At 78.0% G+C, this 15,927-nt stretch carries 10 protein-coding genes; 3 read left to right on the top strand and 7 right to left on the bottom strand.

Annotated elements, in window-relative coordinates:
• Positions 1-5 precede the first annotated feature (5 nt).
• Together C593_RS0106945 and C593_RS0106950 are read left to right on the top strand one after the other, a co-directional pair.
• Positions 6-476, top strand: a complete 471-nt coding sequence (locus C593_RS0106945) for an acyl-CoA thioesterase (protein ID WP_018846573.1) — start codon at positions 6-8, stop codon at positions 474-476.
• 14 nt (positions 477-490) lie between these two features.
• Entirely contained in the window at positions 491-1,159 is a 669-nt protein-coding gene (locus C593_RS0106950; protein ID WP_026277432.1) for a DUF8010 domain-containing protein, read from the top strand.
• A 135-nt stretch (positions 1,160-1,294) separates the two neighbouring features.
• Here the strand turns inward: C593_RS0106950 and C593_RS0106955 are convergent, their stop codons facing one another.
• From C593_RS0106955 to C593_RS0106970, 4 genes are all read right to left on the bottom strand, one after another.
• Positions 1,295-2,254: an ABC transporter ATP-binding protein gene (locus C593_RS0106955; RefSeq protein WP_018846575.1), complete on the bottom strand. Its 960-nt coding sequence runs from the start codon at positions 2,252-2,254 to the stop codon at positions 1,295-1,297.
• Complete coding sequence (locus C593_RS0106960; protein WP_018846576.1) at positions 2,251-5,277, bottom strand: hypothetical protein; 3,027 nt, start codon at positions 5,275-5,277, stop codon at positions 2,251-2,253. The genes C593_RS0106955 and C593_RS0106960 overlap by 4 nt, the downstream gene beginning before the upstream one ends.
• 1 nt (position 5,278) lies before the next feature.
• A complete protein-coding gene (locus C593_RS0106965) occupies positions 5,279-8,641 on the bottom strand; it encodes an ABC transporter permease (RefSeq protein ID WP_018846577.1) in 3,363 nt (1,120 codons plus the stop codon).
• A gap of 244 nt (positions 8,642-8,885) precedes the next feature.
• Positions 8,886-9,290, bottom strand: coding sequence for a globin (locus C593_RS0106970; protein WP_018846578.1), 405 nt, complete (start codon positions 9,288-9,290; stop codon positions 8,886-8,888).
• Positions 9,291-9,753: 463 nt separating this feature from the next.
• On the opposite strand from C593_RS0106970, the gene C593_RS0106975 reads away from it, so the two are divergent.
• On the top strand, positions 9,754-10,770 hold the full coding sequence (locus tag C593_RS0106975; RefSeq protein ID WP_018846579.1) for a methyltransferase domain-containing protein: 1,017 nt from the start codon (positions 9,754-9,756) through the stop codon (positions 10,768-10,770).
• A 30-nt stretch (positions 10,771-10,800) separates the two neighbouring features.
• Here C593_RS0106975 and C593_RS0106980 read toward each other — a convergent pair whose 3' ends face one another.
• The 3 genes from C593_RS0106980 to C593_RS29035 form a co-directional block, all read right to left on the bottom strand.
• Positions 10,801-12,333, bottom strand: coding sequence for an FHA domain-containing protein (locus C593_RS0106980; RefSeq protein WP_018846580.1), 1,533 nt, complete (start codon positions 12,331-12,333; stop codon positions 10,801-10,803).
• A 139-nt stretch (positions 12,334-12,472) separates the two neighbouring features.
• Positions 12,473-13,834 (bottom strand): VWA domain-containing protein, encoded by a 1,362-nt coding sequence (locus C593_RS0106985; protein ID WP_018846581.1) that lies wholly within the window; start codon positions 13,832-13,834, stop codon positions 12,473-12,475.
• A gap of 222 nt (positions 13,835-14,056) precedes the next feature.
• The gene (locus C593_RS29035) at positions 14,057-15,463 is read right to left on the bottom strand and encodes a PP2C family protein-serine/threonine phosphatase (RefSeq protein WP_078521270.1); all 1,407 of its coding nucleotides are present in this window, start codon (positions 15,461-15,463) and stop codon (positions 14,057-14,059) included.
• Positions 15,464-15,927: the final 464 nt, after the last annotated feature.

Raw genomic sequence — 15,927 nt, forward strand, 5'->3', positions numbered from 1 at the left:
AGCCGATGGCCCGCCACATCTACCGCTGCCCCCTGCGCTGGTCGGACATGGACGCCTTCGGGCACGTCAACAACGTCGTCTTCCTGCGGTACCTGGAAGAGGCGCGGATCGACTTCATGTTCCGGCTGGCGCCGGGGGACGGCTCGCCGTCCTTCTCCGGCGGGTCGGTGGTCGCACGCCACGAGATCGACTACGTGCGCCCGCTGGTCCACCGCCACGAGCCCGTGGTGATCGAGTCCTGGGTCACCAGGATCACCGCGGCCTCGCTGACCATCGCGTACGAGGTCAAGGAGGAGAACGACCCGGCCACGGTCTATGTGCGGGCCGCCACCGTCGTGGTGCCCTTCGACCTGGCGGCGCAGCGGCCCCGCCGGATCAGCGCGGAGGAGAAGTCCTTCCTGCTGGAGTACCTCGACGAGGGCGCCGGCACCCTGGAGGGGAAGGCCGAGCCCGCCGAGGACGCCGTCGCCGCATGACCCCGCCCGTGCCGATGCCCGTACCCGTGCAGAGCCTGCGCCTCGCCGACGCGAGGGAGGCGGACGATCTCGCCGCCTTCCTCGCCCGGCTGATCCACTACGACCGCGCCGCCGCGGTCCGGATGCAGGCGGGCGGGGGCGCGCTTGCGGTGTTCGGCCGGCCGCCGTCGTTCGAGGTGCTGGCCATCCGCACGGCACGGCTGGCGGAGGCGGTCACCTTCGACGTGACCGTGTCGGCGGGCGAACTGCTGGAGTCCCTGAGCGGCGCGGAGTGCGCCGTGCCCGGCGAGGTCACCGGCCCGCCGTGGGCCGGGGTCCTGCCGCCGCGCGGCGGCTGGCGGGAACTGCCCGGCCTGCCGCAGGTCCGGGAGATGCGCGGCGCGGTGGCGGCGGCCGTCGCCGAGTTCCGCGCCCGGGACGAGGCCCTGCCGGACGAACGGCGCACCCGGGCGGAACGGGACCGCATCGGCCGCGAGATCTGGTCCCGCACGGTCGGCGGCACGGGCCTGCCGCTGCGGGCCGTCCACGCGGCCCAGTCGCTGGGCTTCCTGCGGCCGGGCGTCCCCGTCGCCCTGCTGACCTCGGGCACGTGGCTCCGCCTGCGCACCCCGTACGGCTCGGTCGCCCTCCGCACGTCCGACCCGTCCTCCGGCCTCGGCGGCCTGGCGGTCACCCCACGCTGACCCCGCTGACGCGGGGGCGGTCCGGGCCCGCGTCCGGGCCCCCGGCGGGCGGTCCGGCGTCTGGTCCGGGCCCGGTGGGCGGTCCCGCGCCGTGCGGCGCGCTTCCGCGAGGGCGCCCGGCACTCCCGGGCCGGGTCAGGTGGCGCGGTCGTCGTCCGGCCAGACGCCGATGTGGTCCGGTTCCAGCTCCAGGGCGACGCGGTCGCGCATGCCGAGGGCGGCCGTGTAGTCCGCCGGGAGCTGGAGGCGGCCGGCGCGGTCCAGCATCGCGTACTCGCGTGCCACCACCGACTCCTGGCCGGTCGCCGCGTCGACCTCCGTGCGGCGCAGGACCTCCGAGGAGGTGCGGCCGTCCCGGATGGCGACCGTGCGGCGCACCTCGTCCGCCACCGCCTGGTCGTGCGTGACGATCACGATCGTCGTGCCCAGCTCCTCGTTGGCCCGCCGGAACGCGGCGAAGACCTGCTCGCCCGTCGCCGAGTCCAGTTCGCCCGTCGGCTCGTCGGCCAGCAGCACCGAGGGGTTGTTCGCCAGGGACACCGCGATCGCCACCCGCTGCTGCTGGCCGCCGGAGAGCTGGGCCGGACGGTGGTCCGCGTACGCGTCGACCCCCAGCATCCGCAGCAGCTCATGCGCCCGCTCCGCCTTGGCGCGCCGCCCGCGCGGAGCGCCCCGGCCGCGCAGTTGCATCGGCAGGGCCACGTTCTGCACGGCGGTCAGGTACGGCAGGAGGTTGCGCGCGGTCTGCTGCCAGACGAAGCCGACGGCCTCGCGCCGGTAGCGCAGCCGGGCCCTCGCGTCCATCGACAGCAGATCGCGGCCGGCGACCCGCGCCGCGCCCGCCGTGGGTACGTCGAGACCCGCGAGGATGTTCATCAGGGTCGACTTGCCGCTGCCCGACGCGCCGACCAGGGCCATCAGTTCCCCCTCCCGCACCAGCAGGTCCAGCCCCTGGAGGGCCTGGACCTCGACGCCGTCCGCGGAGAAAACCCGCACCAGCCGGTCGCAGGTGATCAGGGCGTCGTGCCCGTAGGACGGCCGTTCGCGGCGGGCCGCGACGCGCCGTTCCAGGTCCGCGAGGGTCGTCTCGGTCATCGCATGTCTCCTGCCCTGAGTTCCTGCACGGATCCGCGCCGGCCCGCCCACCACGCCTGCACCCCGGCGACCGCGCCCGCCAGCAGCACCACGGCCGCCGCCGGCGCCCCCAGCGACCAGGCGTCCGCCCGCAGCGGGACGGAGCCGAGCGGGGCGACGCCCGGCGCGGCGGCCAGCGCCAGGCGCACCAGGTCCACCCCCGGCGCCAGCAGCACGATCGTCGCCCAGCCGGTGAGCACCCCGCCCGCGGCGGCCAGCGCGGCCGGCGGCAGCGCCTCGGCGGCCAGCAGCCGCCGGCCCTGCCGGGTGGTCAGGCCCATGGTCCGCAACCGGGCCAGCAGCACGGCTCGTTCGGGTGCCGACTGGAGCAGCGCGAGCAGCAGCGCGAGGACCGCGTACCCGGCACCCGCCGCGACGGCCGCCCCGTAGACGCGCTCCGCGCCCGCCTGGAGCGGTGAGTCGGTGAACGCGGCGCGGGCCTCGGAGCGCAGCCGCACGGTCAGCTCGCCGCCCGCCTCCCGGGCCGCCGCGCGCAGGGCCGGGCCGTCCACGTCCGCGCCGGTCACCAGGAGCGCGCTGGGGGCGACGCGGGTGAGCCGGGAGCGGTCCACGATCACGAACTCGGCGGCGGTGACCGCCGGGGTCCGCTCCCGTACGGCCGCGACCTCGATCCGGAACTCGCCGGCCACCGCGTCGACCCGGTGCGCGCCCTCGCCCAGGTACGCGGCGACGCCGGGGGTGACGACCGCCGGGACGGTGCCGGCGCCCTCTCCGGAGCGCAGGGCGTCCGCCGGGAACGCGCCGAGGTCCAGGGACCGGGTGAGCGCGGCGTACGCGGCCGGGTCCACGGCGACCAGGGAGACGGCCGGGGGGTCGCCCACGCCGTCGCGCGGCGGTGGCAGGGTGAGGGCGTGCTCGATCTGCGCCGTGGTCACCGACCGCACCCCGGCCGCCTTCCGGACCGCCTCCTCGGCGCCGGGCGGGAGGGCGGTGGAGTCGCGCGGTCCGGTCACCCGGGCGTCCGCGCCGGTCGCCAGCAGGGCGGCCCGGGCCCGGGCGTCGTCGATCCCGGCGAGCACCGCACCGCCGAACGCGGCCGTGCTCAGCGCCGCCAGCAGCGCCAGCAGGGGCAGCGCGCCCACCGAGGAGGCGCGCCCGGCGCGGGCGAGGGACAGGAAGCCGACCGCGCCCCGCAGCCGGGCGGCCGGACGTGCCGCCCAGCGCAGCGGCAGCGGGTACAGCCGCACCAGCACTAGGGCGGCGATCAGTGCGAGGAGCACCGGGGCGGCGCTGACCAGGAGGTCGCCCGCGTCGGAGGTGCCGCGCCGGCGCAGCGCGGTGACCGCCCCGGCGGCCAGCACCAGCAGGGTCAGCTCGGCGACGGTGCGCCGCCGGCTCGGCCTGGCCGACACCGGATCGTTCCGGCCGCCGTGGGCGAGTGGTGTCCGGTGCCGGACCACCGCCCGCAGGGGCAGGGCGGCGCAGGCGACGGCGGCCACGGCGGCGGCGGCGAGGACGGCCTCCCCGGCCCGGGCGTCGGGGAAGGCGGCCAGTGCGAGGGCCAGGCCGAGGGCCGCGGCGGGCACGGCGACCACGGCGGACTCGGCGAGGAGCCGCCCGCCGATGCCCGCGAGGGATCCGCCGCGCGAGCGCAGCAGGGCGAGTTCGCTCTCCCGGCGGGCGGCGAACAGCCCGCCGGTCATCGCCAGCACCACCAGGGCGACCGTGCCGACGCCGACGGCGGCGACCGCGACGACCGGCGCGATCGCGGAGCGCATCGACGCGAAGTCGGCGAGCAGGCCGTCCAGTTCGGTGGTCACCTCGGCGTTCTCGTCCACGGTCTCCCGCAGCCGGACCAGTCCGGGGCCGTCCTCCAGGGCGGCGATCCGCGCGGTCAGGGCGGCCGCGTCGGCGGCGGTGAGCCCGGCGGTGGCGGGGGCGATCCGCCAGTAGGGGCGGGGCGCGCCCTGGGTGCCGAGGAGGGCGGGGGCGGCCTCCGGGGCGATCAGCAGGGCGGCCTTCCAGTAGGTCTGCGGGGTGGGGCCGGTGGTCGCCGACATGCCGGGGGTGTGGAGCAGGGAATTGGCGGACCAGTACGCCCCGGCGGGGGAGCGGGGCTCGGCCAGGCCGGTGATCCGTACGGAGAGTCGGGGCTCGCCGGGGCCGCCGTCGCCGAGGTGGACGACCCGGCCGACCGTGATGTTCAGCGCCTTCGCGGTCTCGGGTGTGACGACGGCCTCGATCGCCCTGGTGCGGCCGGTGACCGTGCCGCGCACGGCCGGCAGCCGGCCCTCGACGATCTTGGCGTGCTCGGCGAGCCCGGCCTGCGCCGCGAGCGTCAGGTGCGGGGGGACGGCCTCGGGCCTCGGGAGCCACCGGTCGGTGCCGAGCAGCGGCTGGGAGGTCTCCACGCCGTGCGAGGACTCGTCGGCGACGGCCCGCAGCGGGTCGGCCAGCATGGCGTGCACCCTGCGGTCGACCGCCGCGAGGGGCCCGGGCCGCAGGGCCTCCTCCCGATCGGCTTCGGGCAGCTGGATGCCCGGCCCCGGCGTACTCACCTGCACGGTGCTCCGCACGGCCGGCGCCCCGTCCACGGCGCTCCGCAGCGCGTGGTTCTCGTACGCCTGGACGACCCGGGGGAACCCGGCCGCCAGAAACGCGGTGACCAGCACGAGCACGGCGAACGCGGCCGCGGCCCCGGGCGCGGTCCGCAACCGCGTCCCGACCCACGACGCGACGGCCCGCCGGGGGCGGGCGGGGGCGGGCGCGGCCGGGTCCCCGGCGGAACGTGGCCCGGGGCGGGCGTCCTCCCCGCCCGCGGCGCCGTCGCGGCGGGTGGCCGGGGCCCCGGCGGGGCCCGGAGCCGGGCGCGGCTCGGGGGTGGGGCGGGCGTCCTGCGGGCGCGGCTCCGTCTTGGGGGCGGGGCGGGCGTCCTGCGCCGGGTTCGGGGGCGGGCACTGCGTGGCGCGGTCCGGGCGCGGCTCCGGCTCGGGGGCCGGGGTGGCGGGCGGGTGGGCGGTCATCTCAGGTGTCCCCCTGGTGGCGCAGGGTCACCGTCGGGTCCGCGCGACGGAGGGCGAGGGCGGTGACGGTGAGGAGGGGCAGGGCGGCGACGGCGGTGAGCAGGAGGGCCACGCGGGCGAGGGGGAGCTCGACGAGGACGGGCGGGACGGGCTGGGTCGCCCGGCCGGTCAGGACGATCAGCGGGACCACCGCGCGGGTCAGCAGGGTGCCCAGGCCGACGCCGACCAGGAGGGCGAGCGTCAGCAGGACGCCTTGTTCCGCCGCCACCAGCCGCGCGAGGCGGCGCCGGGGCGTGCCCAGCGCGCGCAGCACCGCGAACTCCGCCGAGCGTTCGCGCAGCGAACCCGCCGCGCTCACCGCGAAGCCGACCGCCGCCAGCGCGGCGGCCACCGCCGCGACCGCCACCAGGGCGGCGCGGGGGCCCGCGCCGAGCGGGTCGTCCAGGAGTTCCGCCGCGTCCTCGTCGCGGACGAGGACCCGCGCGCCGTCCGGCTCCGCCCCGGCCCGGAGTGCGGCGGCGACCTTCCCCGCCTCGCCCGGAGCGGTGTGCAGCCACCACTCGGAGGGCGTGAGGGAGCCGGCGCCGCTGCGGGAGAGCACCTCGTTGACCGTCCGGAAGTCGATCAGCAGCGCCCCGCCGTCCCGGGCCGGCTCCTCGGCGCCGTCGGCGGCGGTGGCGCCGGTCGTCGGCAGCCGGCGGACCGTGTCCACGACGGTGACCCTCAGGTCCTGCCCGCCGAAGGTGACGTCCACGCTCTCCCCGCGCACGGCCCCGGACGCCGCCAGGAACGCGTCCGTCGCCACCGCCGGGATCTCCCGGGCCGCGCGCGGCCGGGCCGCCGCGACCTCGACGGCGAAGTCCGGGGCCGCCGCCGCGAAGCCCCACTGGTCGGTGCCGGCGGGTGCCGGCCGGATGTCGTAGGCGACGCTCAGTGGCGCTGCGCCCCGCGGCCCGGACCGCAGCCTCACGGGCTCCCCGGCGGCCTCGACGCCCATGCTCTCGGTGTAGACACCGGTCCAGGCGAGCCCGCCCGGAACGGCGACCGGCCGCGGAGCCCCGGTCCCGCCGGCGCCCGCCGCGCGGACCCGTTCCACCGTCAGCCGGTGCCGCTCGGCGGCCTCGGGCGCGGCCGTGTCCAGCAGCCGCAGCCCGGTCAGGGCGAGCGGCCCGGCGGGTGCGCCCCGGTCCCCGGCGGCGGTCGCGTCCAGGGCCAGCGTCACCGTGTGCGTCCGCCCGTCGACCGGGACGGTCCCGGCGGACATCCGGTGGGCGATGCCGTAGCGGTCCTCGAACACGGCCACCACCGTGGCCCGGATCCCGGCGGGGGACGCCCCCCGGGGCGCGCCCTCCGCGGTGATCCGGAGGTCCAGGACGGCGCTGCGGGCGTCCTGTGGCAGCGGCAGCCCCGGCCGGGCCGCCCCCTTCGGGCGCAGCGAGGCGAGGACGTCCGCCGGGGCCCGGTCCGCGAGGTCGCCGCGCATCAGGAGGTGCTCCCCGGCGCCGGCGGTGTCCAGGGCCAGCACCGTCGCGGTGCGGTTCCCGGACAGGTTCACGGGCGCCCGGACGGCGGGCGCGGCGGCCCGCACCCCCGGCAGCGCCCCGTACCGCCCCGCGTCCCCCGGCCCGCCCGGACCGGTGTCCACGACCCGTACGGAGGACCCGGACCGGAAGTCCGCCTGGTCCTGCTGCGAGCGGTCCCACGAGGCGCTCTGCCCGATGGCGAGCATGCCCATGGCCACCGCCAGGACCAGCAGCAGCACCGGCCCCGCCCCGCGCAGCGGCCGGCGGCTGAGCTGCCACCCGGCGAGCGCGGTCGCCAGACCGCGCCCGCGCGCGGCCCGCCGCTCCGCCAGCCGGGCGACCGGCGGCAGCAGCCGCAGTGTCAGGACCGTGCCCGCGAGCAGGGCCAGCGCCGGGGCGGCCACCAGCAGCGGGTCCACCCCGAGATCGCCCTCCCGGTCGCCGCTGAGCGCCCCGCCGCCCGAGGCCCCGGTCTGCCGGTCCAGTTGCCAGAACGCCACCCCCGCGATCGCCAGCAGCGCCAGGTCCCCGCCCGCCCGGACCGCGCCCGGCAGTGCCCGCCCCCGGGCCCGGCGCAGGACGCCCCCCTCGCCTGCGGAGCCTGCGGAGAGCGCCGGGGCCACCACCGCCGCCGCGCAGCACACCGCGACGGCGAGGGCCACCAGCCACACGTCGGCGAGCGGCGGCTCGCCGAGCCGCAGTCCGCTGTCGCCGAGGACGGAGTGCGCGGCGAGCAGCCGGGTCAGCGGTCCGGCCAGCAGCGGGGCGGCGACCGCCGCCGGCAGTGCCAGCAGCAGCGCCTCCGCCAAGGCGAGCGCCGCGATCCGCCCCCGGGACGCGCCGCGCGCCCGCAGCAGCCCGGTCTCCCCGGCGCGTTCGCTGCTCAGCAGCCGTGCCACCAGCAGCAGGGTGTACCCGGCGAGTACGACCAGCTGGACGGCGACGATCAGCAGGGTGGAGCGGGCCACCAGCAGGGCGCGTTCGCTCTGGGCCAGGACCGTCGGCAGCCCGGTGGTCACGGTGGCGGAACCTCCGAGGGCGGGCTCCTTGCCGAGCGCCTCCGCCTCCTCGGTGGCCGAGGTGTGCAGGGCGCCGATCCGGTCGGTGGTCACGTCCCGGAAGTCCGCCCGGGCCAGCCACCCCGTCTCGCCCGCGGAGGTCCGGCCGGAGGCGAGGACGGCGGGGTCGGCGAGCAGCGGCCCGTAGGTCGTGAAGACGGCGGTGCGCACACCCCGGCCGCCGAGGGGGTCGAGCCGCCAGTACGGGTCCGCCGGGTCGGCGACCCGGTAGACGCCGGTGATCTCCACCCGCAGCGGCTTGTCGCCGAGCCGGTCGGTGAGGGTCAGGACGGCGCCGGGCGCCACGCCCAGGAGTTCGGCCGCGGGTTCCGGGACCGCGACCGGCACCGGCCGGCCACCGGCGACCGGCCCGGGCAGCCGTCCGGCCACGGCCGTCACGCGGCCGGGGTCGACGGCGGCGAGGTGGGTGAGGTCCGGTTCGCCCTTGCGGGCCTCGGGGCTCTGGAGGGAACGCGGCAGCGCGTACGCCCCGGACCGTTCCAGCGAGCGGACGGTGACCGGCAGCCCGCCGAAGACGGCCCGCGCCCCGCGCGCCACCGCCTCGTCGGCGGCCCCGCGCTCCCGAGGGGTCCGGGCGCCGACGACCACGGCGGTGGACGCGGCCTCGCGGGTGCCGAGGGTGTGGCGCAGCGCGGCGTCGCCGACCGAGCCGGAGAAGGCGGCCAGCGCGGAGAGCACGGCGGTGGTGAGGACGACGGCGAGCAGCGCGGCGGCCAGCAGCAGACGGTGCGCCCGGACGCGCAGCAGTACGAACCCCGTCACGCGTCCCCCACCCCGCCGGTCTCCCCGTGCGATCCGCCCCCGGCGTCCCGCACGGACGCCGTCCCCGTCCCCGGATGCTTTCACCGGATGCTTTCAGAGGGCACGGTGCCGGGGAAACCGCTTACGGTCCGACCTTGACCTGATCGTGACCGTTATCCGGCGTGGTGCGACCGCATAGTGCGGGAAGTGTGACGCAGCGTCACCGGGTGGATGCGGGGCGAACTCCCCGTTCTCCGGGGCGGGTTCAGCCGGGGGTGTTCACCATCGAGGCGGCGGCGTAGGTCAGGTAGTCCCAGAGCTGCCGCTCGTGCTCGGGTGCGAGGCCCAGCTCGTCCACGGCGTCCCGCATGTGCTTCAGCCAGGCGTCGTGCGCGGCGCGGTCCACCGTGAACGGGGCGTGCCGCATCCGCAGCCGGGGATGCCCGCGGTTGTCGCTGTAGGTGCGGGGGCCGCCCCAGTACTGCATCAGGAAGAGCACCAGCCGCTCCTCGGCCGGCCCGAGGTCCTCCTCCGGGTACATCGGCCGCAGCAGCGGGTCCCCGGCCACCCCCTGGTAGAAGCGGTGGACGAGGCGTCGAAAGGTCTCCTCGCCGCCGACCTGCTCGTAGAAGGTCTGCTCCTGAAGCGTCCCGCGCGGAATCTCGTTCACCCGTCCATCGTCTCAGACACCCCGGCGGAGGCCGGAAGTCCTAAGGCCTGTCTGACGAATCCCGTCTGGGCTGCGGCGCCCTGCACGCACTCCCCCTGGCTTCGCCGGGCGGTGCCCCCATGCCGCGTTGTCGGTCGTCGGCGCAGCCCGCTGCGCTCTCTCCCCCTGCGCCTGGCGGCGCGGGAGGTGCCCCCACCCTCCGCCTTGCGATCGCACGCACCGGACACCGCAGCCCCCGCCCTCCGGGCGAACGACGCTATTTGTCAGACAGGCCTTAGGACAACGCGGGAGGGTGCGTGCCCGGCATCGTGGACCGGACGGGGCTTTCCGGACCTGGCCTGGGCCGGCCTCGGCCGGGCGGTCTTCCGCCCGGCCGCCGGAGTTCGCGCCGCTGGAGTTCGGACCGCCGGAGTCCGGGCCGCCGGAGTTCGCGTCGGCGGCGGGCGCGCAGGACAGTGGACGCATGGGCCAGGGCCGTGGAGAACGGAAGACCGCCGACCCCTTCGCCGGCGAAGGGGCGGCGGCGCGGGCCGCGCTGGTGCGGGAGATCGTCGCGGACGGCGGGCTGCGCGACCCCGCCTGGCGTGCGGCCTTCGCCGAGGTGCCCCGGCACCTCTTCGTCCCCTGCTACTTCGCCGTCCGGTCCGGCGTCCACGAGCGGATGTGGCGCGAGGACCCGGACCCGGTACGGCGGGCGGACTGGCTGCGCGGGGCCTACCGGGACGGGCCGCTCGCCACCCGGCTGCGCGACGGCGACCTGGTCTCGTCCTCCAGCCAGCCCTCGCTGATGGCCCTGATGCTCGAAGCCCTCGACCTGCGCACCGGCGACACCGTCCTGGAGATCGGCGCGGGCACCGGCTACAACGCGGCCCTGCTCGCGCACCGCCTCGGCGACGAGGCGGTCACCACCATCGACCTCGACCCCGAGATCACCGAGTCCGCCCGGCTCCACCTGGACGCGGCCGGCTACCACCCGGCCGTGGTCACCGGCGACGGCGCACGGGGCTGCCCGGAGCGTGCCCCGTACGACGCGGTCGTCGCCACCTGCACCCTCGCCTCGGTGCCCCACGCCTGGGTCGAGCAGTGCGCACCGGGCGCCCGGATCCTCGCACCGCTGTCCACCGGGCTCATCTCGCTGCGGGTGGACGAGGGCGCCGAGGGGCCGGAGGCCGAGGGCCACTTCCTGCGGACCTCGGCGTACTTCGTGCCGCTGCGCGGCGGGTCCGGGCCCGGCGAGGCGGCGGCCGGGGTGGCCGGACTGCCGCGCCGGGCCGTGCAGAACGACCTGTTCCGGTTCCTGCTGACCCTGACGGACGGCGCCCTCGACCCGCACGAGGCCGTCGCCCTGTGGGAGCGCGAGCACCGCCCGGACCGCAGCCGCTTCGGCGTCACCGTCCGCGGCGGCCGCCAGTGGGCCTGGCTGGACGACCCGCAGGGCCCGTACGTCTGGCCGCTGGACGAACGGCGGCCCCTGGGGTGAGGGACCGCCGCCCGGCACCGGCCGGGTGCGTCAGCCGCGCCGCAGGGTGATCGTCGTCCACGCCCCGACGTGCACCCGGTCGCCGTCCTGGAGCGGGACGGGCACATAGGGCTGGATCGGGTCCTCGGCACCGTTGAGCGTGGTGCCGTTGGTGGAGTTCTGGTCGACCACGGCCCAGGTCCCGTCCGGCTGCTGCACCAGCACCGCGTGCTGGTGCGAGACGCCCGGGTCCTCCGGCGGCACGGAGAGATCGATGTCGGGGGACTCGCCGGTGGAGTGCCGGCGGCGGCCGACGGTGACCTGGTTGCCGGTGAGCGGCAGGCGCTGCTCCGGGGAGTACGCGGGCAGGTTGAGCCCGGTCGCCTCGGGGCCGCTGCGCCGCATCATCGCCATGAAGTACTCGCGGTCGGGCCCGATCACGGCCGTCCACTCGTCCCGCGCCGGCTCCGGGAAGTGCGGCGGGGGAGCGCCCTGCGTGCCCTGTGACCCCTGAGGTTCCTGCGGCGGGGCCTGCTGGGGGAAGGCGGCGACGCCCTGCGGACCCTGCGGCGGGCCGCCGAGGCCCCCCGGCCCGCCGTGGCTCTGCGGCCCGCCGTGGCTCTGCGGGCCGTGCGGCGCGGGCGGGCCCTGGGGCGCGCCGGGCGGCGGCGGGGACTGGGTGCGCGACGGGGGCGACAGCATCCAGTCGTCACCGCCGCCGTCCGTGTGCTGCTGCTGCTGCGGCGGCGCGGGCGGCGTCGGCTGCGTGTACGCGGGCGGCGGCGTCGGCTGCGTGTACGCGGGCGGCGGGGTCTGCTGCTGGAACGCCGGCGGTACCGCGGGCTGTCCGGGCCGGTCCTGCTGCCCGAAGCCGTGCGGCGGCGGCCCGGCGGGCGGGGCCCCGGGGACGGAGTCCGGGCCACCGAGGGGTTCGGCCGGCCGGTTCATCTGGGAGGGCCGGGAGCCCTGGTAGTCGAACGGGTCGCGCGGCTGCGGCGGGCCCGGGGGCTGCCCGGGACCGGGCCCGGGACCGGACTGCCCGTGCGCCGGCGGCGGTCCCTGGTGCGGCCCGCCCTGCTGGGGCGGCGGTCCCTGGTGGGGTCCGCCCTGGTGGGGCGGCGGTTCCTGGTGGGGTCCGCCCTGGTGGGGCGGCGGTTCCTGGTGCGGCGGGGGGCCTTGGTGCGGCGGGGAGCCCGGCGGCATGCCCTGCGACGGCCCCTGCGGCGGGCCGGACTGGAAGCCCGGCGGCAGGTTCAGCCCGGCCTGGGGCGCCGGAGGCGGCGGGGCCAGCGGGGTGTACGAGGTCGCCGTGTTCGTCAGGAAGTTGTACCGGCACTCCTCGCAGAACGGCGCCATCGCCTCACGGGGCGTGCGGCACTGCGGGCAGAGCTCGGCCTGCGCGGTCGCGTGCGGATCACCGGTGCCGGGGCCGGGCGGGGGGCCGGGATAGCCGTAGGCGGGCGGCGGCGGGGGAGGCGGCGGAGGGACGGCTCCGGCGGGAGCACCCGCGCCGGCCATGCGGTGGCCGCAGACCTCGCACCAGTCGTCGGAACCCGACTGGTGTCCGTTCGGGCAGGTCGGCATGTCGGCGCTTCCCCCTTTTCCTCCCCCGGCCCACGGGGGCCGGACAGTTCTGCTCCGGTGTGCTCTGAGCTCCGCGGGCTCCGTGAGCCCTGTGCTCCGCACGGCCCCCAGCGCTCGGTACGCCGGGCGGGCTCGTGCGCTACTTCTTCACACGGACGGTCTTGGTGGAGCGCGTTTCGAGGGTCATCTCGTCCGCGTCCGCCACCTTCGCCTTCAGTCGCACAGTACCTGTCGCCACATCGACGACGTCCACCACCTTCGAAAGGAGTTTCGCAGTGTCCTCGTTCCCGGACCGGGCCGCGAGCTGCACCGCCCGGCCCAGTTTCGCCGTCGCGCCGTCGAAGTCCCCCGATCTGCGGGCCTGGAGGCCCTGCTGGATGACCTGGGCCAGTTCGGCCTGGCCGGTGTAGTGGGCGACCTGCGCGTTGATCGCGGTGGAGGCGGCCAGGTCGTCCGTCCACACCGCCCGCACCAGACCCTGGGCCAGCACCAGCGGGGCGCCGCCGTCGGCGGCGGGCACGATCAACAAGGCGCGGGCGGCGAGCATCTCCTGCCCCGTCCCGGCCGCGTTGACCCGGACGCAGAGGTGGTAGTCGCGGGACTCGTCGCCCCAGGACCCGGTCGGGTAGTCGCCCGCGCGCGGACCAGCGCCGGTGCGGCGGGCGGTGAGGTCCGCCACGGTGGGCGCGACCTGCTTGACGAAGACGGTCTCCGCGCCCACGGGCGTCCACAGCCGCAGCGCGACGTCCGCGACCTCCTTGCCCATCGCGGTCTCCATCATCGACGTGAAGTCGGCGGCCAGTCCGCCGGGATCGGCGACGATGTCGGCCGTTCCCAGCAGGGCGGCGGCGATACCGGTGACCTCCTTGACCTCCCAGTCGGTGCCCACCCCGCGGGCGTCGCAGGTGAAGCGGCCGGCGCAGGCGTCCAGGGTGGCCCGCAGGTCCTCGGGCGACTCGTGCTCGTTGCGGCCGTCGGTGAGCAGGATGCCGTGGCGGATGGCGACGCCGGCGGAGCCGAGCAGCCGGTCGGCGAGCCGCAGCCAGGTGCCGATGGCCGTGCCGCCGCCCGCCTGGAGCCGGCGCAGCGCCTCCTTGGCCTGGGCCCGGGTCGCCGGATCGGCCACCGCGAGGCGGCCGTTGCCGGGGTAGACCTCGACGGCCTGGTGGGTGCCCGCCACGACGGCGAAGGCGACGCCGTCGCGCAGGGTGTCCACGGCGGCGGCCGTGGCGTCCCGTGCGTTGCGCATCTTGGCGGGCGGGTAGTCCATCGAGCCCGAGCAGTCGACCATCAGGACGACACCGGCCGGGGGAGCGGAGGGGCCGGGGACGGCGGACGCGGTGGGCGAGGCCCCGGCGAACGGGATGCCGCCGGTCGTGCCGCCGCCGGTGGAGGACACGGTGACGATGGCGTTGACCTCGCGGCCCCCCTCCGGGAGGTAGGGGTTCTGGTACACCTCGACCGAGAACTGCGGGACCTGGGACTTCGCGAAAACGGCCATCTGATCGGCTCCTCGTGGCTCCACGGGCGACGTCCGCCGGGGACGTCCGCGACCGGGCGGACACATACGGGGACACGGGCGGGACCCGGCCGGCGTGCGATGCGGTGCGGACGGGTGCGGTGCGGTGTTCTGCGCTGCGCTGCGCTGTTCTGCGGCGGTGCTCTGCGGTGCTCTGCGGTGTGGTCGGGGCGGGGTCCGGCGACGGCGGCGGACCCCGCCGGGTCAGGCCCCTCCGGCGACGGGCCCCTGGACAGCGGACTCCTGGGCGGCCCCCTCGGGCGGCGGTACGGCGAACGGCAGCACGGCCACGGTCACGTTGTCGTGGCCCCCGCTGTCGAGTGCGTGGCCGACCAGCGCCTGGGCGCTGTGCAGCGGGCGCAGCGCCGCGTCGGCGGGCACGGCGCGTGCCATGTCCTGCGCGCCCTCGGCGTAGTTCCACAGGCCGTCGGTGCAGACGACCACCACGCCCGGCCGGTCGGGCTTGAACGCGGCGGTGTGCGGCTCCAGTTCGTACGCGTCGGCGCCGAGCCAGCCGGTGATGGCGTGGGCCCGCTCGTCCGCGTACGCCTCGGCCTCGTTCATCAGGCCCGCCGCGACCATCTGGGCGGCCCAGGAGTCGTCCTCGGTGAGCCGCGCGGGCGGGCCGCCGCGGTCGTCCGGCACCCAGTAAGCGCGGCTGTCGCCGACCCAGCCGACGACCAGCAGCTCGCCGGCCGAGACCGCGCCCACGATGGTGCACGCGGGCGCGTTCTGGTGGCGGCCGTGGTCCTCGCCCGCACCACCCTCGCCGGCCAGGGAGTTGACCGCCTCGGACGCGGCGACGATCGCCTCGTGCATCGCCTGCTGCGGGTGGGTGCCGCGGGGCAGGGCGTCGAGCAGCCGCTCGTTGGCGGCCCGGGCGGCGGCGGCGGACGCCTCGTCCGGGCGGGTCGCCGAGGAGACACCGTCGCAGACGAACGCGACGACGGCGGGGGAGCCGTCCGGCAGGGCGGTGGAGGAGACGGCGAACGAGTCCTCGTTGCGGTGGTGGCGCAGCCCGCGGTCGCTGACCGCGGCCACCGAACCGAGCTCCTGCTCCATGTGGTCGCGCTCGCGGGGCTGGGCGTGGCCGCAGTTCTCGCAGTACCCGTCGGGATCGACGTGCCCGGCCCGGCACGCGACGCACATCCGTCCCCCGGCCGGGGCATGCGGCCGCGCGGCACGCGGATCCACGGCGGTCGCCGTCCCGGGCGCGGGAGCGGCCAGTTCGAAGTCCCCACCGGGCGGCGTGTCGTGCCGCACCGCCGCAGCGGCGGGGCCGCCCACCCCGGCCTCGGGCGGCAGGGGGCGCCCGCCCGGGGTCGGAGCGGGCACCTGCGCGGGCTCGGCGCCCGGGGTCGCCGGCCCCGCAGGCGCGTGCACCGGCCCGGCGGGTGCCCCGCCGGAAGCGGCGGAGGGGCCGGGGCCTGCGGGCAGCGGGGTGCCTGCGGCGGCCGCCGCACCGGCTGTCGGCTGCCGGTCGCCTGCCGGTTGGGCCTGCCCGGGCGGTGCGTACGGCGCGTGCGCGGCCGCCACGCCCGGCCCGGTGCCGGAGGCCGCCGCCCCGGCCGCCGGGAGCTGTCCGTCCGCGCGCGCGGAAGCGGTGTGCACCGGGCCGCCGGGTGCCCCGCCGGAAGTGCCGGACGCCCCGGCCGCCGTCCCGGCGTGCCCGCCGGCCGGCGCGGGGCCCGCGGCCACCGGCCCTGCAAGGGAGGCGGGCCCCGTGCCACTGTCCGTCGTCGCGCGCGCGGACGGACAGGGCTGCCCGCCGGCGGGGGCGGAAGCCGCGTGGGCGGGCGCCGCCCCGGCGGGGGCGTTACGCGGGGCCGGGGGCGGACCGGCGAGCGGGCCGCCCGGCGGCGAGGCCGGGCCGTCCGCGGGCACCGCGGGCGGGGCCAGGGGCAGGTCGTCGCCGGCGGAGTCCGTGCCAGGGAGGTCGCCCGGGCGCTGGGTGGGCGGGGACATGCCCGATGTGTCCGTGCCGTCGGCCTCCGGCCACTCCACCGGGGTGCCGATCGGCAGGGTGGGCCGGTCCGGGGACGGGGCCGGGAGGGCCGACAGGTCGTACCCGCAGG

This window comes from Streptomyces sp. CNT372 (assembly GCF_000377145.1).